Raw genomic sequence first — 21,850 nt, 5'->3', positions numbered from 1 at the left:
TCGACTCGCCGCCCCGCGTCGCGGATCCGCACTGGCGCGCCCGCCCGCCGCGCTGCCACACTGGGCGCATGCTCGTCACAACCATGAACGATGTCCCCGGCCGCCAGATCGTCGAGGTGTACGGCGAGGTGACCGGCCTCACCGTGCGCGCCCGCAACATCGGCGTGCAGTTCGGCGCCGGCCTCAAGTCGATCTTCGGCGGCGAGCTCGAGGGCCTCACGAAGCAGCTGCAGCAGAGCCGCGACGAAGCCAAGCAGCGCCTCGTCGAGCAGGCGCAGGCCCTGGGCGCCGACGCGGTCATCGCGATGCGATTCGACACGAGCGAGGTCGCGCAGAACTTCCAGGAGGTCGTCGCCTACGGCACGGCCGTGAAGCTGGCCTGATCCCGCCGCACCCGTCGCGCTCCTTACGCGCGAGGTGCCGGATTTCGTCGCTGAGGTGGTCGCGCGAGCGACGATCTTCGGCGACTCACGCGCTTCGTTGCCACCACTCCAGGGTCGTCGGAATGGATGCCAGGGTCGCCAGCGACGCGTCACGGTCGGCGCGCGCGAGGGTGAGCCCGGCCACCACGAGCGAGGCGCAGACCGCCGCGAGGGCGTCCACGGCATCCGGGGCCAGATCCGGGCGACGATCGGCGACCGCCGCGCGGATGGCGGTGCGCATCTCGGCCGCGTAGTCCGACACGAGGGTGCGCACCTCGGCGTCGTCGGTGGCGAGCGGCGACGACCCGGCGTTGAGCAGCAGGCAGCCGAGTCGAGCGCGCGGGGTGTCGGCCTCGATCGCCGCGCGCATCTCGTCGACGTACGCCTCGAGGGCGCCGGGGTCTCCCCCGCCCAGGGGGCGCAGGCGCGTGCGCACGACGTCGTCGAGATAGCCCGCGAGCACGGCATCGAACAGACCGCGTTTGCTGCCGAAGGCGTGGTACATGCTCGAGCGGGTGAGGCCGGTCGCCTCCTCGAGCTCGGCGATGCCCGCCTCGGCGTAGCCGCGCCGCCAGAACACGTCGCGCGCGGCGTCGATCACGACGGAGCGCTCGAAGCTCGGCATCCTGCCCATGGGTGTCCTTCTCTCGCGCCGCTCACGAACTCCCGGGTTGCGGTCTCAGACCCGAGGTCTATATTAGACCGGTCGTTACAAAATAACCACAGGAGGAATCATGCGCGCAGTCATCCACCACGAGTTCGGCGAGCCGGCCGACGTCGTCGGCGTCGAAGAGGTCGAGAACCCGACCCCCGGCCCCGGCCAGGTGCGCCTGCGCGTGCTCCTGTCGCCCATTCACAACCACGACCTGTGGACCATCCGCGGCACCTACGGCTTCAAGCCCGAGCTGCCCGCGCGCGCCGGCACCGAAGCCGTCGGCGTGATCGAAGAGCTCGGCGAGGGCGTCGAGGGCCTGACCGTCGGTCAGCGCGTCGCCACCGGCGGCACCTTCGGCGTATGGGCCGAGCAGGTCGTCGCCCAGGCCGCCGGGCTCATCCCCGTCGCCGAGGGTCTGTCCGACGAGGTCGCCTCGCAGCTCGTTTCGATGCCCTTCAGCGCCATCAGCCTGCTGCACTCGCTCGACCTGAAGCCCGGCGACTGGATCGTGCAGAACACCGCCAACGGCGCCGTCGGCCGCATGGTCGCGCAGATCGCCCGGGCGCGCGGCGTCAACGTCGTCGGTCTCGTGCGTCGCCAGAGCGCCGTCGACGAACTCGCCGAGCAGGGCATCGACAACGTCGTGTCGACCGACACCGACGACTGGCGCGACAAGGCCCTCGCCCTCGTCGGTGACGGAAAGGTCGTCGCGGGCGTCGACTCCGTCGGCGGATCCGCCGCGGGCCAGGTGCTGTCGCTGCTCAGCGAGAACGGCACCCTCGTGATCTTCGGCTCGATGGGCGCGGGCACGCTCGAGCTCGGCGCCGGCGACCTCATCTTCCGCCAGGCCACCGTGAAGGGCTTCTGGGGCAGCGTCGTCAGCAAGACGATGGATGCCGAGACCCGCGGCGCCCTGTTCGGCGAACTGTCGCGCTACCTCGCCGACGGCACCCTGACGCTCCCCGTCGCCGCCACCTTCGGCCTCGACGACATCGTCGAAGCCGTCACCGCGAGCGACGCCCCGCGCGTGGGAAAGGTGCTGCTGCGCCCGTGACCCGGTAGCGCCGCGGTGCCCGCCGTCGCGGGGGCACCGCGGCGCGCCCGCCGCGCGCCCCGCGCCCCGCGCCCCCACCCGACGTTGAGTGTCCAGGACACGCCGCAGCGCGCACCGGGGGCGCGGCGTGTCSTGGACACTCAACGGTTCTTGCCCGCCCGRRCGGCGGCGAGACGCCCCACCCCCCACGCCCCCACGCCCGCGCCCAAATACGCSGYCGAGCCCGCGCCCGCCCCCACGCCGCCCAAACCCGACGTTGAGTGTCCAGAACACGCCGCACCRCGCACCGAGGACACGGCGTGTCCTGGACACTCAACGGTTCTTGCCCGCCCGGGCGGCGGCGAGACGCCTCACGCGCCGCGCGAAGCCTCCAGCGCCGCGGCCAGCGCGTCGATCGCGGGACGTTGGCCCTTCACGAGGGCGTCGCGGGCGGCATCCAGGCCCATCCATTCGACGCGGTCGACCTCGGGGAACGCGGCCGTTCTTCCCGAGCGCGGTGGCCAGACCATCTCGAAGGTGCCGAACGTGAAGCCGGATGCCGTGAACCCGGCGCCGTCTCCCGCGAAGACGACGACCTTCTTCCCCGACGAGTACGCGAACGTGCCGAGCTCGGCCCACGGCGTCGCGGGCGGTTCGACGCCGAGCTCCTCGCGGAACTCGCGGTGGGCGGCATCCAGAGCGCCCTCGGTCTCGGGGTCGAACTCCCCCTTGGGGATCGACCACGCACCCGCGTCCTTCTTCGCCCAGAAGGGCCCGCCCATGTGCGCGACGAGCACCTCGGGCGCGGGGGTCAGCCGGTACAGCAGCAGTCCCGCGCTCCAGGCGACCATCAGGCCGTCGCCACCGGCACGCGGGCGGCCTCGTCGGCGATCACGTCGGCCCGTTTGCGGAACGTACGGGCGGTGACGCGGTCGAGGGCGATCTGCCCGCGCATCTTCTCGGCCTTCTCGTACAGCGACGGACCGCCGAAGCCGGTGAGCACCTTCACGAGCACCGGGAGCAGCTCGATCATGAAGAACAACGCCGCGATCAGGTAGTGCGCCCAGCGCAGGGCGGGCTCGCGGTCCGACAGGCGCTCGAGGGCCGTGATCTGGCTGAGCAGTCCGACGGCGCCCGCATTGCCGTCGGCGATCGACGACGCGCGCGCGTTGTACGCGGCCAACGCCGACTCGTACTGGGTGCGGGCAGCGGGCAGCTGGTCTTCGGCCTGCTGCTTGTTCTGGTCGGCCGACGATGCCGCAGCCTCGGCGCCCGAGGTGTTGGCGGCGGCGAGGGTGGACTGCGCCTGCTGCAGCTGCGTCGACAGCGCGTCGTACGACGACTGCGCCTGGGCGAGCTGGGCTTGGGCGGCCTCGGAGCTCGCGCCGGTGCCGGCGAGACCGGTGCAACCGGGCACGGTGCCCGCGCCCTGGCCGGTGAGCTCGCACTGGTACACCGCGCGCGCCTGGTCGATGACGCTCTGCTGAGCGGCGAGCTGCTGGGTGAGCTGGTCGACGGTCTGCTGCGCCGCGGCCGACTCGGCCGACGTCGACGAGGTTCCGCTGACGATGCCGGTGGCCGCCTGGTTCTCGAGGGCCGACACCTGGGCGCTCGCGGCGTCGAGGGCCTGCTTCTCGGGACCGCTGGTCACGGCATCCTGATCGGTCAACGCCTGGGTGACGTTCGTGGAGTTCACCTCACGGGCGATGTCGTTCTGGAACACCTGCAGCACGAGCGGCTCGGCGACGACGATGCCGATGAGCGCCGCCATGATGATGCGGGGGAACGCGAGGCCGAGCAGGCGGAAGACGTTCTTCGTCGAGCGCATCGTCGAGGTGAGGAAACGGTCGAGGTTGTAGATGATGAGGCCCCAGATCAGGGCCAGCGGGATCGCGAGGAAGATGCTGACGCGCACCCCGGTGAGTAGGGCGAACATCATCGACAGCGACGAGACGAGCGCCGTTCCCGCGAGCACCAGGAACATCTGCACGAAGCGCGGCACCTCTTCGGGAACCTCGTCGAGCACGTCGTTGTCGGCCCCGCCGAGCACCGCCATCCGTCGCACGAGCGACAGGCGCGGGCGCCGCGGGTCGTGTCGGCGCAGGCGCGGCGGGCGGGGATCGGATGCCACCGGGGCGGCGACGGCGTCGGGCTCGTCGTGCGCTGCGGGCTCGCCGTGCGCTGCGGGCACCGCGTCGGCCTCGCGATCGAGCACGACCGTCTCGTCGGCGCCGGCGTCTGCGGCCGGGAGCGGGGTGGTCTCGCTCTCGGCGCCGGCGCGATCGGCCCCACGCGGCTCGGCGGGGCGGCGCTCGATCGGGAGCGTCGGGTCGTCGTCGGCGGGCGGGGCTCCCCACGGCTCGGACGTGTGGTCGTGCGGCGCGGGACGGGCCGCCGCGGTCTGCGCGGCGAGGATGTCGTCGAGGTACTGCGCGCGTTCCTCGTCCGTCGTGAACTCGATGCGACCGCCGGAGCCGAAGCGGCCGGGTCGTGGATCGGAAAAGGACATTCGATGAGGGTAAAACGCGTTCCTGTCGATCAGATGAGCGAGGACGGGGGCGCGCGCGGGTCTCACAGCCCCGGAATGAGTCGGGCGGGCCGGACGCGAACGCCCGACCCGCCCGTACGGTCGTCAGACCAGGCGTTGCTTCGGCGAGACCTCGTACGTGTTCTCGGGGTCGGAGAACACCTCGTCGCCGAGCGCCGCGTCGATGGCGGCGAGCGTGTCGGCGTCGAGGGTGACGCCCGACGCCTTGACCGTGTCGGCGAGCTGCTCGGGACGGGAGGCTCCCACCAGGGCCGCGGCGATGTTGGGGTTCTGCAGCACCCACGCGATCGCGAGCTGCGGCATGGCGAGCCCGGCCTCGTCGGCGATGGGCTTGAGGCGCTGCACGGCCTCGAGCGTGTCGTCGTTCAAGAAGCGCTTGATGAAGGTGGCGCCGCTCTTCTCGTCGGTCGCGCGCGAGCCCTCGGGCGCCGGCTGGCCCGGCAGGTACTTGCCGCTCAGCACGCCCTGCGCCATGGGCGACCAGACGATCTGCGAGATGCCGAGCTCTTCGCTGGCGGGAACCACCTTGCCCTCGATCACGCGCCACAGCATGGAGTACTGCGGCTGGTTCGAGATGAGCTGGATGCCGAGCTGCTTCGCCAGCGCGTGTCCCTCGCGCAGCTGCTCGGCGGTCCACTCGGACACACCGATGTAGAGGGCCTTACCCTGCCGCACCACGTCGGCGAAGGCCTGGAAGGTCTCTTCGAGCGGGGTCTCGTAGTCGAACCGGTGGGCCTGGTACAGGTCGACGTAGTCGGTGCCGAGGCGCTTCAGCGACCCGTTGATGGAGTCCATGATGTGCTTGCGGCTGAGCCCGGTGTCGTTCGGACCCGCGGGACCGGTGGGGAAGTACACCTTCGTGAAGATCTCGAGCGACTCGCGCCGCTGGCCCTCGAGGGCCTTTCCGAGAACCGTCTCGGCCGCTCCGTTGGCGTAGCCGTCGGCGGTGTCGAACGTCGTGATGCCCGCGTCGAGCGCGGCGTGCACCGTCTTGATGGCCGCATCGTCTGCGACCTGCGACCCGTGCGTCACCCAGTTGCCGAGGGTGATCTCCGAGATCTTGAATCCACTGTTTCCGAGATAGCGATAACCGACCATCACTCCACGCTAGCCGCGGCCTCCGACACCGGGGCCCGAATCCCCTGGTGGCGAAATCGGCCGCGCGCACCGCGTCACAGGATGCCGAGCTCCATCGCCCGCGTGACGGCGCGGGTGCGGTCGGCGACGTCGAGCTTGGCGAACGCCTTCAGCAGGTGCGTCTTGACCGTGGCCTCGCCGAGGTGCAGGCGCACCCCGATCTCGCGGTTGCTGAGTCCCTGCGCGACGTGACCGAGCACCTCGACCTCGCGGGCGGTGAGCGCAGGTCTCTCGGCGGGTCGCCCGGTCTGCGCGACGAGCACGCGCGCCACACTCGGCGCGAGGGCCACCTCGCCGGCGGCCACGGCGCGGATCCCCGCCCGCAGCTCCTGCTCGGGCGCGGCTTTCAGCAGGTACCCGCTCGCCCCGGCGGCGATGGCCCGCACGATGACGTCGTCGCTCTCGTAGGTCGTCAGCACGATGATCCGCGCCGTCGGCACGCTCTCGCGCAGCATCGCCGTCGCCTCATCGCCGTCGCGGCGCGGCATCCGCATGTCCATCAGCACCACGTCGGGGCGTTCGCGCTCCACGACGGTCACCGCCTCGATCCCGTCGGCGGCCACGCCCACCACGCACATGTCGTCGGCGGCATCCAGGATGCCGGTGAGCCCGGCCCGCACGATCGGATGATCGTCGACGACCACCACGCGGATCACACGGCCGGTCACGCGCGCACCGCCGAGCGCGGAACGCGGGCCGTGAGCACCGTGGCCCCGGGGCTGCCGTCGATCAGCAGGTCACCGTCGAGGTGCCCGAGCCGCGCGCGGAGCCCCTCGAGCCCGAACCCCTGCGCCCGGGCGGCGGGGTCGAAGCCGGCGCCGTCGTCGGCGATGCGCAGTTCCACGCCGTCGTCGAGCTCGGTCAGCGTCACCTCGACACGTCGTGCGCCCGAGTGCCGGCGGGCGTTCGACAGGCCCTCCTGGGCGCACCGCAGCAGCGCGACCTCGCTCTCGCGGTCGAGGCCCGTGACGGCGTCGGCGCGCAGGTCGATGCGCAGACCCGATTCTCGGCCGAGGCGATCGACGAGCACCGTCAGGGCGGCGACCAGCCCCTCGCCGTGCGACACGGGCGCCCCGCCCGCGACGAGGGTGCGCGTCTCGGTGAGGGCCTCGCGCGCGGCCTCTTCGACCAGGCCGAGGGTGGAGTCGGCCAAGACGCCCGCCGCGAGCTCCCGGCGCGAGCGCTGAACCAGCAGCACCGTCCCCGCCAGCGTCTGCGAGATGGTGTCGTGGAGTTCGGCGGCCAGACGTCCACGCTCTTCGACGACGCCCGTATCGCGGTGCAAGGCGGCGAGTTCGTCCTGCGCGGCGGTGAGTCGATCGAGCAGGCCCTGGGTCTCGGCTGCGTGCCGGTAGACGGCGGTGAACCACAGACCGAGGCCGATGTTGCCGGCGAACGACGTCGCCTGGATGATCGCGGCGCGCTCCCACGCGTCGCCGTCGCCGCCCCAGGCCAGCGCGACGAGCACGAGCACGCTCGACAGGGCGGTCCAGGCGATCGCCGCGCGCCGGCGCGACCAGATCACCCAGAGCAGGGGGTACGCCGCGAACTGCAGCATCGCGATCCACGGCACGCACGCGATGGCCAGGGGCAGCAGCAGCAGCGTCGACACCGCCAGCCCCGTGGCGACCCGTGGCGCTCCCTGCTCGCTCAGCACGCGAGGGAGGGCGACGAGCACGAGCGCGGCGTGCACGACGACGGCTCCCAGCGCCACGAGCGCCGGCCCCCAGGGGACCGCCCCGACAACCCCGGCCACGAGGGCGATCGCGATGCCCACGGCACCCGCGATGCCGTAGACCAGGGTCCATCCGCGCACGGCCGAGGCCACGGCATCCGCCCGCTCCCGCTCCCCGTGCGGGCCATCGGTCCCAGTCGCTACGGCGCCACCGGAGGCGACGGTTCCCGCGCCCCTCACGCGTCTTTCCGGATCCATCGGAACGTCGCCCGCACCACCGCGAGCCCCACGACGAGCCAGAGTCCCGTCACGAGCAGGATCAGCGGGTGCTCCCACGACCCCGACGGCTCGGCCGCGGCGAAGCCCTCGGGCAGGAAGACCGAGCGGAAGCCCTGCGCCAGCCACTTCAGCGGGAACACGCTCGCCACGTTCTGCAGCCACTCCGGCAGGGCGGCGAAGTTGATGTAGACCCCCGAGATGAACTGCAGCAGCAGCACGATCGGGATGACGACGCCCGTGGCGCTGCGACCGGTGCGCGGGAGGGCCGAGAGCCCGATGCCGAGGATCGCGCAGGTGGTGACGCCCAGCAGGAACACCCACGCGAAGGTCAGCCAGCGCTCCGGTTCGGTGGGCAGCGGCACGCCGAAGAAGACCGCCGCGACGACGATCAGCAGCACCGACTGCAGAAAGCCGGTCACCAGCACCTGCCCGAGCTTGCCGATGAAGTACGACACGGGGCTGAGCGGAGTGCCACCGAGGCGCTTGAGGGTGCCGTCGCTGCGTTCCATCGCGATGTCGATCGACATGTTCTGCAGACCCGACAGCAGCACGCCCGCGGCGAGCATGGCGGGCAGGTAGAACTGCGCGGCCTTCACCTCGGCGCCCGGGGGACCGAAGGTCTGCGCGTCGAACGCGACGGCGAAGATGAGCAGGATCATCACGGGGAACAGGAAGGTGAAGAACACCGAATCGCCCTGGCGGAAGTACGCGCGCACCTCGAACCCCACGCGTGCGGCACCGAGCCGCAGGACCCGGCTCACGCGGCACCCCCCGCAGCCGCGGTGCGGCGCTCATCGGCACCGAGGAACGACAGGTACACGTCTTCGAGGCTCGGCCGCACGACCTCGAGCCGCTCGGGTTCGCCGGCTCGGGCGTAGAGGGCCGCGACGAACGCGCCCGGGTCGTCGGTGCGCTGCTCGCGCGTCACCCCGCCCTCGCGCCACCGCACGAACGGCACGCGGGCGTCGGGTCCGCCGAGTTCGTCGATGCGGCCCACGGATGCCACCTGCCCGGCCACGATGATCGCCGCGCGCTCCGAGAGCTCGGCGGCCTCGTCGAGGTAGTGGGTCGTGAGCAGGATGGTGGTGCCCTCGGCCTGGAGCAGGCGGATGAGGTCCCAGAACTGCCGCCGCACCTCGGGATCGAAGCCCGTGGTGGGCTCGTCGAGGAACAGCAGCTCGGGGCGACCGATGATCCCCAGCGCCACGTCGACGCGGCGACGCTGCCCACCCGAGAGCTTGCGCACGCTGACCGTGGCCTTCTCGGTGAGACCGACCGCGGCGATGACCTCGTCGACGTCCCGCGGGCGCGGGTAGAACGAGGCGAAGTGGGCGAGGAGCTCCCGCACGGTCGCGGTCGGCGCCTCGCCGGTGTTCTGCAGGACGATGCCGAGTCGCGCCTTCCAGTCGAGGCCCCCGCGGTGCGGGTCGACGCCGAGCACGCTCACCTCACCGCTCGTGCGGTCGCGGTAGCCCTCGAGGATCTCGATGACGGTGCTCTTGCCGGCGCCGTTGGGGCCGAGCACCGCGAACGTCTCGCCTCGTCGGATGTCGAAAGAGACTCCGCGCAGCGCTTCGACGCCTCCGCGGTAGGTCTTGCGCAGGTTCTGCACCCGCACGACGTGTTCGCTCATGCCCTCAGTCTGACCGCGCGCGGCCCCGGCCGGGAACGACGGACCGGTGGACTCGGCATCCACCGATCGGTGGACGCGCGGCCGCCACCCCCACGCAGAAACGCCGATCCTGCGCATGAACGCTCAGCGAGCGCGTTTCTGCGCAGGAGGAGCGTTTATGCCCGGGGCGGCGAGAGCGCTCGACGGGCACCGCCGAACGCACGGGCGGGCGTAAGCCGCCGAACGGACCGGCGGGCGTCAGCCGACGGGCGTCGCCGCGGCGGCCACCGCGTCGTCTTCGGTCGCCACGAGCTGACCGCAGGCGCCGTCGATCTCTTTACCGCGGGTGTCGCGGAGGGTCGTCGGAATGCCCGCGTCGTTCAACCGGCGCACGAACTCGTTCTGCACGGGCACCTCGGATGCCGTCCAGATCGACCCCGGAGTCGGGTTCAACGGGATCGGGTTCACGTGCACCCAGCCGCGACCTCGGGCGTTGAGCTTCTCGGCAAGAAGGTCGGCGCGCCAGGCGTGGTCGTTCATGTCCTTGATCAGGGCGTACTCGATCGAGACACGGCGGCCGGTCTTGTCGAAGTAGTTGCGCGCGGCATCCAGGGCCTCGTCGACCTTCCACTTGGAGTTCACCGGGATGAGCTCGTCGCGCAGGTGGTCGTCGGGAGCGTGCAGCGACAGGGCGAACGTCACCGGGATGTCTTCGTCGGCGAGCTTCTTGATCGCGGGCACGAGTCCGACGGTCGAGACGGTGATGCCGCGGGCGCTCATGCCCAGGCCGTGGTCCTTGTCGACCATCACGCGCACGGCCTGCATGACCCGCGCGTAGTTGGCGAGCGGCTCCCCCATGCCCATGAAGACGATGTTGCTGACGCGGTCGAGCGAGTGGTCGTCGTGCTTCTTGCCACCCAGTCCGCCGGCGGCGATGAGGGCGTTGGCGCGGACGATCTGCTCGATGATCTCGGCCGCCGACATGTTGCGGGTCAGACCCGCCTGACCGGTGGCGCAGAAGGGGCAGTTCATGCCGCACCCGGCCTGGCTCGACACGCAGAGCGTGATGCGGCCGGGGTAGCGCATGAGCACCGACTCGACGAGCGCGCCGTCGTGCAGCTTCCAGAGGAACTTGATCGTGTCGCCGCGGTCGGTCTCGAGCCGGCGCACCTCGGTGAGCAGCGGCGGCAGCATTCCCGCGACGAGCTCTTCGCGACCGGATGCCGGCAGGTCGGTCATGTCGGCGGGGTCCGACGTGTAGTGCGTGAAGTAGTGCTTCTCGAGCTGCTTCGCGCGGAAGCCGGGCAGGCCCAGCTCCTTGGCCTTCTCGACCCGCTCCGCGGGGGTGAGGTCGGCGAGGTGCACGGGGGGCTTGCCGCGCTTCGGGCTGGCGAACTGCAGCAGCGGACGACCGGTCTCGTCTGTCGCCTGCTTCCATCCCTCGGTCGCGGGGCGCACCTGGCGGACGCGCGTCGACGGCGCGGGGCGCGTCTCGCGGATGCCGGTGTTCGCCGGGGCCCCCTCGGGGCGCACCTGCCGGGGCGTGGTGGAGCGCACGGGGGGCTGATCGGTCATGGTTTCCAGGTTACCCGGCGCGCCTGCACCGCGGCTGGACGCCCCCGCCCGAGAGCCGCGTGAGTCGCCAGGAATCGTCGCAGCGGACCCTCACCGGGCGACGAATTCCGGCGACTCACGCAGCAGCGCAGCGGGGGTGCTCAGGCGGATTGCGCCCGCGCGATGTGCAGAGCGAGGTAACCGACCTCCTCGTCGGAGATCTCCACCTCGTGCTCCTTGCGCACGAAGGCGCGCACGCGCTCGGCCGTGGCGACCGCCCGCGGGTGCTTCTGCGTCATGGTCGCGAAGAGCAGGTCGTCGTCCTGCCCGGCCAGGCGGCCCGAGAACAACCGTTCGGCGAAGAACTGCAGGTGGGTGAGGAACCGCCGGGTGTGCAGATCGTCGCCGTCGAGCGCCACGCCCCCGGAGTGCGTGACGATCGTGGTGATGTCCGACACCAGCCCCACCACGCGGATCGAGTCGACAGCCGGACGCCCCACCTCGGAGTTGACGAGATGGAAGGCGATGTTGGCGGCCTCCTCGTCGGGCAGGGCGACGCCGGTGCGCTCGCGCAGCAGCGCCAGCGCCCGAAGGCCCACCTCGTACTCGCCGGGGTAGACCGTCCGCACCTCCCACGCCAGGCGGTTGGTCACCTGCAGCCCCCGCCGATGACGTTCCACGGCGAAGTGCAGGTGATCGGTGAGGGTCAGGTAGATGTGCGCATCGAGCTGGATGCCGGAGTTCTCGGCATCCAGCACGATGGCCCGGGTGAGCTCGACGAACTCCCCCGGAATCTGCGCCAGCAGCTCGACGAGGTTGCGCTGGTCGGCGTCGTCGAGGGCGACGAAGACCCGATCGGTCGCCTCGGGGGCGACGCTGTCGCCCTGCTTCGCGCCGAAACCGATGCCCTTGCCCAGCAGCACGCGCTCCACGCCGCGCTCGTCCTCGACGAGCACGACGCTGGAGTTCAGCACCTTCTTGATGATCTGCATGGGTGTCTCCGTCGACCCCGGGGAACGCGCATCGAGTGCGGCGGTCACCCCAGGTCGGCCCCGTTCGAGGAGATGACCTTCTGGTACCAGAAGAACGAGTCCTTGCGGCGCCGCTCCCCGGTCCCGTTGCCGAGGTCGTCCTGATCGACGTGGATGAAACCGTACCTCTTCGAGATCTGCGACGACGAGGCGCTGATGATGTCGATCGGGGCCCAGCTCGTGTAGCCGCGCAGGTCCACGCCCTCGTCGACGGCGCGGATCATCTCCGCGAAGTGCGAGCGGAAGTAGTCGATGCGGTACGGGTCGTGGATGCGCCCGTCGTCGGTCAGCTCGTCGCGCATGCCCAGACCGTTCTCGACGATGAACAGCGGCTTGCCGTAGCGGTCGTAGAGGTCGATGAGCGCGATGCGGAGCCCCACCGGATCGATCTGCCAGCCCCACTCGCTCGAGGCGAGGTACGGGTTCTTCACGCCCAGCACCGTGTTGCCGGGCGTGCGCTCGGCATCCGGACGCACCGACTCGGTGAGGGTCATGTAGTACGAGAACGAGATGTAGTCGACCGGGTGGTCGCGCAGCAGCTCGACGTCGCCGTCCTCGAAGGGGATGACGACACCCTGCCGCTCCAGCGCGTTCAGCGCGAGGCGCGGGTAGGCGCCGCCGGCCTGCACGTCGGTGCAGAGGTAGAGCATGCGCTCCTTCGCCTGGGTGGCGGCGACGTCGTCGGGGTGACAGGTGTTCGGGTAGGTGGTGAGCATGGTGAGCATGCACCCCATCTCCGACGCGGGCCACATCTCGTGCAGCATGCGGGTGACCGACGCCGACGCGACGAACTGGTGGTGCAGGGCGGTGTAGCAGGCCTGCTCCAGCGACCCCTCGACGGTCTCGTCGATGATGCCGCCCGAGGTGAACGGGTGCCGGATGATGCCGTCGATCTCGTTGAACGACAGCCACAGGTCGACGAGGTGGCCGAAGCGCTCGAAGCACGTGCGTGAGAAGCGCTCGAACAGCGCGATCGTGCTCCGGTCGACCCACGCGTTGTTCTTCAGCGCGAGGGCGAGCGGCGGGTCGTAGTGCGACAGCGTCACGAGCGGACGGATGCCGAGACGGCGCATCTCCGTGAACAGGTCGAGGTAGAAGGCGATGCCCTCCTCGTTCGGTTCGAGCTCTTCGCCGGTCGGGTACAGGCGCGACCACGCGATCGACACGCGCAGCACCGAGAAGCCCATCTCGGCGAACAGCGCCAGGTCGTCGCGGTACCGGTGGTAGAAATCGATGCCCCGGCGCTTCGGGTAGTACGCGATGTCGTCGTCGGCCATGGCCTCGCGGATGCTCTCCAGCGTGTGCTGGTGGTGCACCGCGTACTCACGCGGGTCGACGTGGGGCCGGTATTTCGCCACGTCGGAGACCGCGGGACCGCGACCCCCTTCGTTCCAGGCACCTTCGGCCTGATTGGCGGCGAGGGCGCCGCCCCAGAGGAATCCGTCAGGCAATCCCATTCGCGGTCTCCTTCTCTTCGGTCGACAGGAGCGCGGCGCCCGCGGCGACGCGTCCGGTCACGAGGGGGGCGACGTCGTAGGCGTCGCCGTTGAGCACGACGACGGGCGTCGTGATGTCGAGGCCCGCGGCTTCGATGGCCGCGAGGTCGGCTATGAGCACGGGCTGGCCCGCGGTCACATGATCGCCCTGCGCGATGAGGGCGGTGAAGGGGACGCCTTCGAGGCGCACGGTGTCCAGGCCCACGTGCACGAGCACTTCGAGGCCGTCGTCGCCGAGGATGCCGAGGGCGTGGCGCGAGGGCAGCAGGCTCGACACGGTGCCGGTGATGGGCGCGCGCACCTCGCCGTCGGTGGGGCGGATGGCCACGCCCGGTCCGAGGATGCCGCCCGAGAACACCGGGTCGTCGACCTGATCGAGCGGAACGACCTCGCCGGTCATCGGGGCGATGATCCCGGCGTTCGAGACCGGGCCGGCGTCGGCTGCGGGCGCTGCGACCCCCGCCTGCTCGTCGAGCAGGCGCACCGTGGCGGAGTCGGAGTCCTTCCAGATCACCAGCGACACCGCGAACGACACGATCATCGCCACGAGGGCGCCGATGACGGCGTGCAGCAGGTTCCAGGGGTTGGCCATGTCGATGAACATCGAGATGCTCGCCGCTCCCGGGCTCACCAGGGCGAAGGCCGAGATGGCCGCGATGCCGAGGTACGCGCCGCCCACGAACGATCCGATGACGACCGAGATGATCGCGCGGCGGTTCTGCAGCGTCACGCCGTACAGCGCGGGCTCCGTGATGCCGAAGAACGCCGAGATGCCCGACGAGATGGCGGTGCCGCGCAGCGTCTTGTTCTTCGTGCGTACGGCGATGGCGAGGCTCGAGCCCGACTCGGCGAGGTTGTGGGCGAGCGAGGCGACGAGGTAGAAGCTCTCGCGACCGCTCGCGGCCATCGTGGCCACGGTGGGCGGGATGAAGGCCTTGTGCATGCCGACCGAGACGATGAAGGGCAGGGCTGCGGCCATGAGGGCGACGGCCACCCAGCCGAGGGTGCCGTACAGCCACAGCATCGCGCCGGTCAGGAGCGAGCCGAGCCAGAACCCGAGCGGGCCGAGCAGGAAGATCATGGCCGGGGCGACCACGACGAAGCAGATCAGCGGCACGAGGAACGTGCTGATGACGCTCGGGCTGATGCGGCGGGCGAAGCGCTCGACGACGGCGAGCAGCAGCACGGCCAGGATCGGGGGGAAGACCTGGGCGTTGTAGGCGATGGCGGGGACGGCGATGCCGAAGAGGGCGACGCCGCCTTCCTGCGTCAGCAGACCCGCGAAGGTCGGGAAGACGAGCAGTCCGACGATGCCGAGGGCCAGCGGGATGTTGGTGTCGAGCTTCTTCGCCGCGGTGTAGGTCACGAGCAGGGGCAGGAAGAAGAACACCGCATCGGGGATCGCGGTGAGCACCTGATAGGTCTGGTCGCTGGTCTGCAGCCACCCGAGGGCGACCGCGAGGATCAGGAACGACTTGAAGATTCCGGCGCCCGCGACGGCCGGGATGATCGGGGTGAAGACGCCGACCACGAAGTCCATCGCGATCGATCCGGCGCCCTTCCACGTGAGCTTCGGCTTCGCGGCATCCACGCGGGCCGCGGAGCGGGTTCCGCCCCCGCGCACCTTCTCGATCTCGCGGAAGTAGTCGGCCACGTTCGAGCCGATGATGACCTGGGTCTGGGTGCCGCGCACGACGCCGATCACGCCGGGGGTCGCCTTCAGCGCCGCCTCGTCGGCTTTCGTCTCGTCGGTCAGGGTGAAGCGCAGACGGGTCGAGCAGTGGTGCAGAGCGGCCACATTGGCGGCTCCACCGACGTGCTCGAGAATGCTGCGCGCGCTGTCTGAGGTGGTCATCGACGTCCTTCCTTGGATCGACGGACACATCGACCGGGCGTCGGCGCCGCGGTCGCCGGGCACAAAAAAAGGACCCGAAGGCGGCGCTCTCGCACTGCTTTCGGATCCTGCCTGCATGACCAGTCACATGTCCGTCGGCGACTCTACACGAGTCCGCCGCCCGGCGCCCCGCGCGTGAGTCGCCCGAATTCGTCGCCCGGCACCGCCTCGCGGCGACGAATTCTGGCGACTCGCGCGCGACGCGCCGCTCTAAACTGCATCCCATGCCCGGTGCCGGTGATGCCCCCCTCCCGCCCGGCGGCGTGCAGAAACTTCTGAACAACAACGTCGTCGTGGCGATCGACGCCGACGGCCGCGAGCGCGTGCTCATGGGACGCGGCATCGGCTTCCAGCTCAAGCACGAGGGGCACGTCGACCCCGCCAAGGTCGAGAAGACGTTCGTGCTCGACCAGGCCACCGACACCGCACACGCGCAGAAGCTCCTCACCGACGCGCCATACGCCCTGGTGCAGGCGGTGCTGCGCGCGGTCGACGAAGCCGAGCGCGAACTGGGCCGCGACCTCGGGCGTCGGTTGCCGCTCGCCGTCATCGACCACGTCAACTACGTCATCGAGCGCCTCGACCAGGGCATCCGCATCCCCGTCACCTCGATGCCCGAGCTGCGGATCCTCCACCCCGACGAATCGCGTGTCGCCGAGCGCATGGCGGCCTCGATCGCGGCATCCCTCGATCGCGGCCTCCCGCCCGAAGAGGGCGTGTTCCTCACGATGCACCTGCTCAACGCGACGCGCGACGAGCCCAACGGCACCGCGGCCCTGCTGTTCCGGCGCGTGCAGCACGTCGTGCGCACGGTCGAGACGGGCCTCGGCGTCACCCTCGACACCGCCGGCCCCGACTACGCGCGGTTCATCCTGCACGTGCGGTTCCTGCTGCAGCGCCTCGTGGACCGCTCGATGCTCACGAGCGGCGACTCGTCGTTCTTCGAGTTCGCGAAGCACCGCTACCCCCGCGCCTTCGGCATCGCCGAGGCTGTGAAGGCCTACGTGCTCGCGGCGACGAGCTCGACCCTCACCGACGAGGAAGTGCTCTACCTGACCGTGCACGTCGAGCGATTGGCGACGAGCATGGGGCGCGCCGACACCTCTGGCGCACCCGACGCGCCGGTGCTATAGTCGCGGACGCAGGTTCACACCTGCCGACGATTTCCGGATTGTTACCGCGCGAGCGGGCAAGACCTGAATCCACATCGCTGACGAGCGATGAACGGATTCGGGTCTTTTTTATTGCCCGAAAACAATCCGGGTCGTCGCCACAGAACATTCGACGGGCCGCATGGATGCGGCGAAAGGCAGGCGGATTCCGATGGCGGATTACGCGAAGACAGCGGCGGCGGTTCTCACCGGCGTCGGCGGAGAAGGCAACGTCACCTCGCTCGTGCACTGCGCGACGAGGCTCCGATTCGTACTGAAAGACGAGAGCAAGGCGAACGCCGCAGCCCTCCGCGCCACCCCCGGCGTGATCACCACCGCCCAGGCGGGCGGGCAGTACCAGGTCGTCATCGGCAACGACGTGCCCGAGGTGTTCGCGGCGATCCAGTCGCAGACGAAGCTCGGCGCGGGCTCCGACGACACCGGCGAGAAGGGCCCGAAGGGCAACCTCTTCAACCGATTCATCTCGATGATCTCGGCCATCTTCACGCCGATCCTCTGGGCGCTGGCCGGCACCGGTCTGCTCAAGGCGTTCCTCGCCGCGGCCGTCACCTTCGGGTGGATGGATGCCACGACCACCACCTACACGATCCTCAACGCCCTCTCCGACGCGCTGATCAACTTCCTCCCCCTCGCCCTGGCGATCACCGCGGCCCGCTACTTCAAGGCCGCCGAGTTCACCTCGCTCGCCATCGCGGGAGCGCTCGTCTACCCCTCGATCACGGCCCTCACCGGCGTTCCCGACGTGACGTTCTTCGGCATCCCGGTGACGATGGTCAGCTACGTCTCGAGCGTCATCCCGGTCATCATCATCGTGTGGCTGCAGAGCCACGCCGAGCGTTTCCTCTACGCGAAGCTGCCCGGTGCCATTCGTCGCTTCGTCACCCCGATGCTCGTCGTGCTCGTGGCCGTGCCGCTGATCTTCGTCGTCATCGGTCCGCTGTCGGCGCTCGTGGGCGGCGGACTCGCCTCGGCCATCGGCTGGGTGTTCCAGACCGTGCCGTGGGCCGGTGGCGCCATCATGGGCGGCCTCTGGCAGGTCTTCGTGATCTTCGGCCTGCACTGGGGCCTCGTGCCGCTCTTCCAGCTCGAGTACCAGACCACGGGCATGATCCTGCTCATCGGACCCGTCTTCGCCGCCGTGCTCGCCCAGGCCGCCGCGGTCGCCGGTGTGCTCGTTCGCACCCGCAACAAGAGCCTCCGCTCGCTCGCCGCCCCGGCGACGCTGTCGGGCTTCCTCGCCGGCATCACCGAGCCCGCGATCTACGGCATCAACCTGCCACTCAAGCGCCCCTTCGCCTTCGGCATCGTCGGCGGCGCCGTCGGTGGCGCGCTCATCGCGATGGGCGGGGTCTTCTCGAAGGCGTTCGTCGTCCCCTCGGGTCTCGCGCTCCCCGCCCTGCTGGGCAACGGCAACATGGTCATGCTCGCGATCGGCCTCGGCGCCGCGATCGTCATCCCGTTCCTGCTGGTCGTGCTCATCGGCTTCGCCGACCCCGTCGACACCGCCGCCCCCGCGACCCCGGCCGCGGCGACCGACACCGAGGTCTCGAACCCCGTCGACGGCACCGTCGTCGCCCTCAGCGAGGTTCCGGATGCCGCCTTCGCCGACGGCTCGCTCGGCAAGGGCGTCGCGATCCGGCCCACCTCGGGCGCGGTCTACGCCCCGTTCGACGCCACCGTGGTCGCCGCCTTCCCCACCGGTCACGCGATCGGCCTGCGCGGCGTCGACGGCGTGGAGCTGCTGATCCACGTCGGCCTCGACACCGTCAAGCTCGGCGGCCAGCACTTCACCCTGAAGGTGCAGTCCGGCGCCGAGGTGAAGGCCGGCGACCTGCTGCTCGAATTCGACGGCGCCGCCATCGAGAAGGCCGGGTACGACCTGATCACCCCGGTCATCGTGACCAACGGCGACCTGTATCCCGACGTCGCCGACGTGGCATCCGGACCCCTCTCGCACGGCGAGACGCTGTTCCGCGCCATCTCGGTCGACTCCCTCTCCACCGCCCGCTGACCCCCTGGAGGCACAGACCATGACGACCACTTCCTTCCCCGACGGCTTCCTCTGGGGCGGCGCGACCGCCGCGAACCAGATCGAGGGCGCGTACGACGCAGACGGCAAGGGGTACTCGGTGCAGGACGTGATGCCCCGCGGCATCTCGGGCCCTCGCAGCGACCAGCCCACGCCCGACAACCTCAAGCTCATCGGCATCGACCACTACCACCGCTACGCGGAGGACATCGCGCTGTTCGCCGAGATGGGCTTCGGCGTCTACCGGTTCTCGATCGCGTGGAGCCGCATCTTCCCGAAGGGCGACGAGACCGAGCCCAACGAAGAGGGCCTGGCGTTCTACGACCGCGTGCTCGACGAACTCGAGAAGCACGGCATCGAGCCGCTCGTGACGATCTCGCACTACGAGACGCCGCTGCACCTGGCCGAGGCCTACGGCGGCTGGACGAACCGCGAGCTCATCGGGTTCTACGAGCGCTACGCCCGCACGCTCCTCGAGCGCTTCGGCTCGCGTGTGAAGTACTGGCTGACGTTCAACGAGATCAACTCGCTGCTGCACGCCCCGTTCATGAGCGGCGGCATCCCGATCCCCGAGGGCGGCGTTCCCGAGCAGCAGCTGTACCAGGCGATGCACCACGAGCTCGTGGCATCCGCCCGGGCCACCCGCATCGCCCGCGAGGTCGCCCCCGAGGCGAAGGTCGGCTGCATGGTGCTGTCGATGCCGATCTACCCCCTCACCCCGTCGCCCGACGACGCCCGCGCCGTCATGGACGCCGACCACGGCAACCTCGTCTACGGCGACGTGCACACCCGCGGCGAGTACCCCGGGTACTTCCTGCGGACGCTGCGCGAGAAGGGAATCGAGCTCGACATCACCGATCAGGACCGCGACGACCTGACGAACACCGTCGACTTCGTCTCGTTCAGCTACTACATGTCGATCGCCGAGACCGCCGACCCCGCGAAGCGCGCCGAGGGCGAGGGCAACATCATGGGCGGCGTCTCGAACCCCACGCTCGAAGCGAGCGAGTGGGGCTGGCAGATCGACCCCGTGGGCCTGCGCCTCGTGCTGAACCAGTTCTGGGACCGGTGGCAGAAGCCGCTGTTCATCGTCGAGAACGGCCTGGGCGCGCGCGACCAGCTCGTCGAGGTCGACGGTGAGAAGACGGTCGTCGACGACTACCGCATCGCCTACCTCAACGACCACCTCGTGCAGGTCGGCGAGGCGCTCGAAGACGGCGTCGACGTGCTCGGCTACACCTCGTGGGGCTGCATCGACATCGTCAGCGCCAGCACCGCTCAGCTCAGCAAGCGATACGGTTTCATCTACGTCGACCGCAACGACGACGGCACCGGAACGCTCGATCGCTACCGGAAGAAGTCGTTCGGCTGGTACGCCGACGTCATCCGCACCAATGGCGCGTCGCTGACGCGCTGACCCCCCTGATCGGATCGGCCCCGGGTCCTCACGGCCCGGGGCCGACCTCTTGGAGTACATCTATGACCCGCATCGCCTTCCTCGACGTCGACGGCACGATCCTCGAGCACGGTTCGGTGATGGCGCCCTCGACGGCGACCGCCATCCGACAGGCGCGAGAGAACGGGAACCTCGTGTGGCTCAGTACCGGCCGCTCCGCCGGCGACATCCACCCCGACGTGCTCGCCATCGGCTTCGACGGCGCGATCACCAACGGCGGAGCGTATGCGACCCAGGCCGATCGGACGCTGGTGGAACGCCCCCTCCCCCGCGCCGACGTCGACACCCTCGAGCGGTACTTCGAGGCCCACGGCATCCACTACTTCCTGCAGACCCACGGCGGCGTCTTCGCCAGCCCCGGCATGGGCGCCGTGATGAACGAGTACCGGCGCGAGCGTCACGCCCAGCGCGCGGCCGAGCTCGAGGCCCAGGGCCTGCCCCCCGAGCAGCCGCTGTGGCGCGAGCCCCGACCGGTGTCGGAGGTCGACCGCGACGCCGTCGCCAAGGCTGTCTTCGTCAGCCCCTCGACCGACACCGTCGCCCACGCCGCCGCCGAGCTCGGCGACGGGTTCCACGTCATCCCGGGCTCGATCCCGCTGCCCGGCGGCTCGAACGGCGAGATCGGCCAGGCCGGCGTCACCAAGGGCTCCGCGATCACCGACGTGCTCGCCGAACTGGGCCTGTCGGCGACGGACGCCATCGGCATCGGCGACAGCTGGAACGACGTCGAGATGTTCGAGGTCGTCGGCACCCCCGTCGCGATGGGCAACGCTGTGCCCGAACTGCAGCGCCTCGCCGGCCGGGTGACCACCGCCGTGCTCGACGACGGCGTGCACAACGCGTTCGCGGAGCTGGGCCTGATCTGACGGGTCGTGGGCCCACGCGGTCCACATGCAGGAGCGTTGGTTCGTGCGGCGCCTCACACGCCGCGCGACAGCACATGCGCCACACCGGTCATGCAGATGGACCCGCGGATCGCGTTAATCGCAGCCGGGTGGGGCAGCGCGGGCGCCCTTTCGGCGCGGTCAGGCCCCCGACGTCACCCGGCGCGACCGCCGGCGACGCTCCGCCCGCTCGACGGGGGGAAGCCGCTCGACCAGGCCCGGCATCGACTCCACGCGGGCCCGCTCGACGTGCGCGGCGGCGAGTGTCTGCGCGAGCGAGACGTGCCCGCCCACGATCGCCTCCACCATCTCGGCGTGCTCATCCCATCGACCGGGGGTGTCGCGTTCGGGCGTCAGACGGAAGAGCCATCGCGTGCGCCCCGTGAGCAGACCACTCATCCGCGAGAGCAGCGCGTGACCGGCGAGGGCGAAGATCTCGTCGTGCAGATCGGAGTTGCGCGACGAGGCCGACGCTGCGGCGACCGACGCGACGTGCGCCACGTCGAGCGCGGCCCGCAGCGCTGCGGTGTCGGCGCCCGCGGCGGCGCGCTCCGCGGCGAGCGCCGCGGCGAAGGGCTCGAGGTGCATGCGCATGTCGAACAGCTCCCTCGCGTCGTCGACCGTGAAGCGGTGCACGACGGCCGCACGGCGATGGGCCGACGACACGAACCCCTCGGCCTCGAGCACGTGCAGCGCCTCTCTGACGGGCACCCGCGAAACGCCGAGCTCCTCGGCGATGTCGCGTTCGCCGAGCTTGTCGCCCATGTCGATCTCGCCGGTGATGATGCGCTCGCGCAGGATGTGCGCGATGCGCCGGCCGGTCGCGTCGATGTCGTCGTCCACGCCTCCATCCTGACAGGGGCGGGACGTGGGAGGAAACCGTCGTTTGGTATTCCAAACATGGCTATCAGGGTTGCCTCGAGCGCCTGAGGCGTCGTTTGGTACTCCAAAGTGACGCCCGCGTAAGGATCAC

Annotated in this window: 19 protein-coding genes; 6 read left to right on the top strand and 13 right to left on the bottom strand. The window is 70.3% G+C overall.

Going from position 1 to position 21,850, the window contains the following annotated elements; translation table 11 throughout:
* Positions 1-68: 68 nt before the first annotated feature.
* Positions 69-383: a YbjQ family protein gene (locus tag ASF96_RS16230; RefSeq protein WP_055832815.1), complete on the top strand. Its 315-nt coding sequence runs from the start codon at positions 69-71 to the stop codon at positions 381-383.
* Between the two features lie 85 nt (positions 384-468).
* Here the strand turns inward: ASF96_RS16230 and ASF96_RS16225 are convergent, their stop codons facing one another.
* Positions 469-1,056, bottom strand: a complete 588-nt coding sequence (locus ASF96_RS16225; RefSeq protein ID WP_055941016.1) for a TetR/AcrR family transcriptional regulator — start codon at positions 1,054-1,056, stop codon at positions 469-471.
* A 100-nt stretch (positions 1,057-1,156) separates the two neighbouring features.
* Between ASF96_RS16225 and ASF96_RS16220 the strand changes: the two genes are divergently transcribed.
* The gene (locus tag ASF96_RS16220; protein ID WP_055832813.1) at positions 1,157-2,131 is read left to right on the top strand and encodes a zinc-binding dehydrogenase; all 975 of its coding nucleotides are present in this window, start codon (positions 1,157-1,159) and stop codon (positions 2,129-2,131) included.
* Positions 2,132-2,481: 350 nt separating this feature from the next.
* Here ASF96_RS16220 and ASF96_RS16215 read toward each other — a convergent pair whose 3' ends face one another.
* The 11 genes from ASF96_RS16215 to ASF96_RS16165 form a co-directional block, all read right to left on the bottom strand.
* Complete coding sequence (locus ASF96_RS16215) at positions 2,482-2,961, bottom strand: NUDIX domain-containing protein (RefSeq protein WP_055941013.1); 480 nt, start codon at positions 2,959-2,961, stop codon at positions 2,482-2,484.
* Positions 2,961-4,619, bottom strand: coding sequence for a DUF4407 domain-containing protein (locus ASF96_RS16210; protein WP_055941010.1), 1,659 nt, complete (start codon positions 4,617-4,619; stop codon positions 2,961-2,963). The genes ASF96_RS16215 and ASF96_RS16210 overlap by 1 nt, the downstream gene beginning before the upstream one ends.
* 123 nt (positions 4,620-4,742) lie before the next feature.
* Positions 4,743-5,756 carry an aldo/keto reductase family protein gene (locus tag ASF96_RS16205; RefSeq protein WP_055832810.1) on the bottom strand — a complete coding sequence of 338 codons (1,014 nt, stop codon included), beginning with the start codon at positions 5,754-5,756 and terminating at the stop codon, positions 4,743-4,745.
* Positions 5,757-5,830: 74 nt separating this feature from the next.
* Entirely contained in the window at positions 5,831-6,463 is a 633-nt protein-coding gene (locus tag ASF96_RS16200; RefSeq protein WP_235560638.1) for a response regulator, read from the bottom strand.
* A complete protein-coding gene (locus ASF96_RS16195) occupies positions 6,460-7,623 on the bottom strand; it encodes a sensor histidine kinase (protein ID WP_055941007.1) in 1,164 nt (387 codons plus the stop codon). Before ASF96_RS16195 ends, ASF96_RS16200 begins: the two co-directional genes overlap by 4 nt.
* Before the next feature lie 83 nt (positions 7,624-7,706).
* On the bottom strand, positions 7,707-8,510 hold the full coding sequence (locus tag ASF96_RS16190) for an ABC transporter permease (protein WP_055832808.1): 804 nt from the start codon (positions 8,508-8,510) through the stop codon (positions 7,707-7,709).
* Complete coding sequence (locus ASF96_RS16185) at positions 8,507-9,382, bottom strand: ABC transporter ATP-binding protein (protein ID WP_055941047.1); 876 nt, start codon at positions 9,380-9,382, stop codon at positions 8,507-8,509. Before ASF96_RS16185 ends, ASF96_RS16190 begins: the two co-directional genes overlap by 4 nt.
* 237 nt (positions 9,383-9,619) lie before the next feature.
* Complete coding sequence (gene rlmN, locus ASF96_RS16180; protein ID WP_194716732.1) at positions 9,620-10,936, bottom strand: 23S rRNA (adenine(2503)-C(2))-methyltransferase RlmN; 1,317 nt, start codon at positions 10,934-10,936, stop codon at positions 9,620-9,622.
* A 140-nt stretch (positions 10,937-11,076) separates the two neighbouring features.
* Positions 11,077-11,907, bottom strand: coding sequence for a PRD domain-containing protein (locus ASF96_RS16175; RefSeq protein WP_055941004.1), 831 nt, complete (start codon positions 11,905-11,907; stop codon positions 11,077-11,079).
* Positions 11,908-11,951: 44 nt separating this feature from the next.
* Positions 11,952-13,403 (bottom strand): glycoside hydrolase family 1 protein, encoded by a 1,452-nt coding sequence (locus ASF96_RS16170; RefSeq protein WP_055941001.1) that lies wholly within the window; start codon positions 13,401-13,403, stop codon positions 11,952-11,954.
* On the bottom strand, positions 13,390-15,297 hold the full coding sequence (locus ASF96_RS16165; RefSeq protein WP_055940997.1) for a beta-glucoside-specific PTS transporter subunit IIABC: 1,908 nt from the start codon (positions 15,295-15,297) through the stop codon (positions 13,390-13,392). Before ASF96_RS16165 ends, ASF96_RS16170 begins: the two co-directional genes overlap by 14 nt.
* A 263-nt stretch (positions 15,298-15,560) precedes the next feature.
* Here ASF96_RS16165 and ASF96_RS16160 point away from each other — a divergent pair, with 263 nt between their 5' ends.
* From ASF96_RS16160 to ASF96_RS16145, 4 genes are all read left to right on the top strand, one after another.
* Positions 15,561-16,469 carry a PRD domain-containing protein gene (locus tag ASF96_RS16160; protein ID WP_055940994.1) on the top strand — a complete coding sequence of 303 codons (909 nt, stop codon included), beginning with the start codon at positions 15,561-15,563 and terminating at the stop codon, positions 16,467-16,469.
* 190 nt (positions 16,470-16,659) lie between these two features.
* A complete protein-coding gene (locus ASF96_RS16155; protein WP_055940991.1) occupies positions 16,660-18,519 on the top strand; it encodes a beta-glucoside-specific PTS transporter subunit IIABC in 1,860 nt (619 codons plus the stop codon).
* A gap of 19 nt (positions 18,520-18,538) precedes the next feature.
* The gene (locus ASF96_RS16150; RefSeq protein ID WP_055832802.1) at positions 18,539-19,954 is read left to right on the top strand and encodes a glycoside hydrolase family 1 protein; all 1,416 of its coding nucleotides are present in this window, start codon (positions 18,539-18,541) and stop codon (positions 19,952-19,954) included.
* Between the two features lie 62 nt (positions 19,955-20,016).
* On the top strand, positions 20,017-20,859 hold the full coding sequence (locus tag ASF96_RS16145) for an HAD family hydrolase (RefSeq protein ID WP_055940988.1): 843 nt from the start codon (positions 20,017-20,019) through the stop codon (positions 20,857-20,859).
* A gap of 159 nt (positions 20,860-21,018) precedes the next feature.
* On the opposite strand, the gene ASF96_RS16140 is transcribed toward ASF96_RS16145, so the two are convergent.
* Positions 21,019-21,720 carry a GntR family transcriptional regulator gene (locus tag ASF96_RS16140; protein ID WP_055832800.1) on the bottom strand — a complete coding sequence of 234 codons (702 nt, stop codon included), beginning with the start codon at positions 21,718-21,720 and terminating at the stop codon, positions 21,019-21,021.
* Between the last annotated feature and the right edge of the window lie 130 nt (positions 21,721-21,850).

Source organism: Microbacterium sp. Leaf179 (assembly GCF_001423785.1).
Classification (GTDB): domain Bacteria; phylum Actinomycetota; class Actinomycetes; order Actinomycetales; family Microbacteriaceae; genus Microbacterium.
This window is presented reverse-complemented; position numbering and strand designations above follow the sequence as displayed.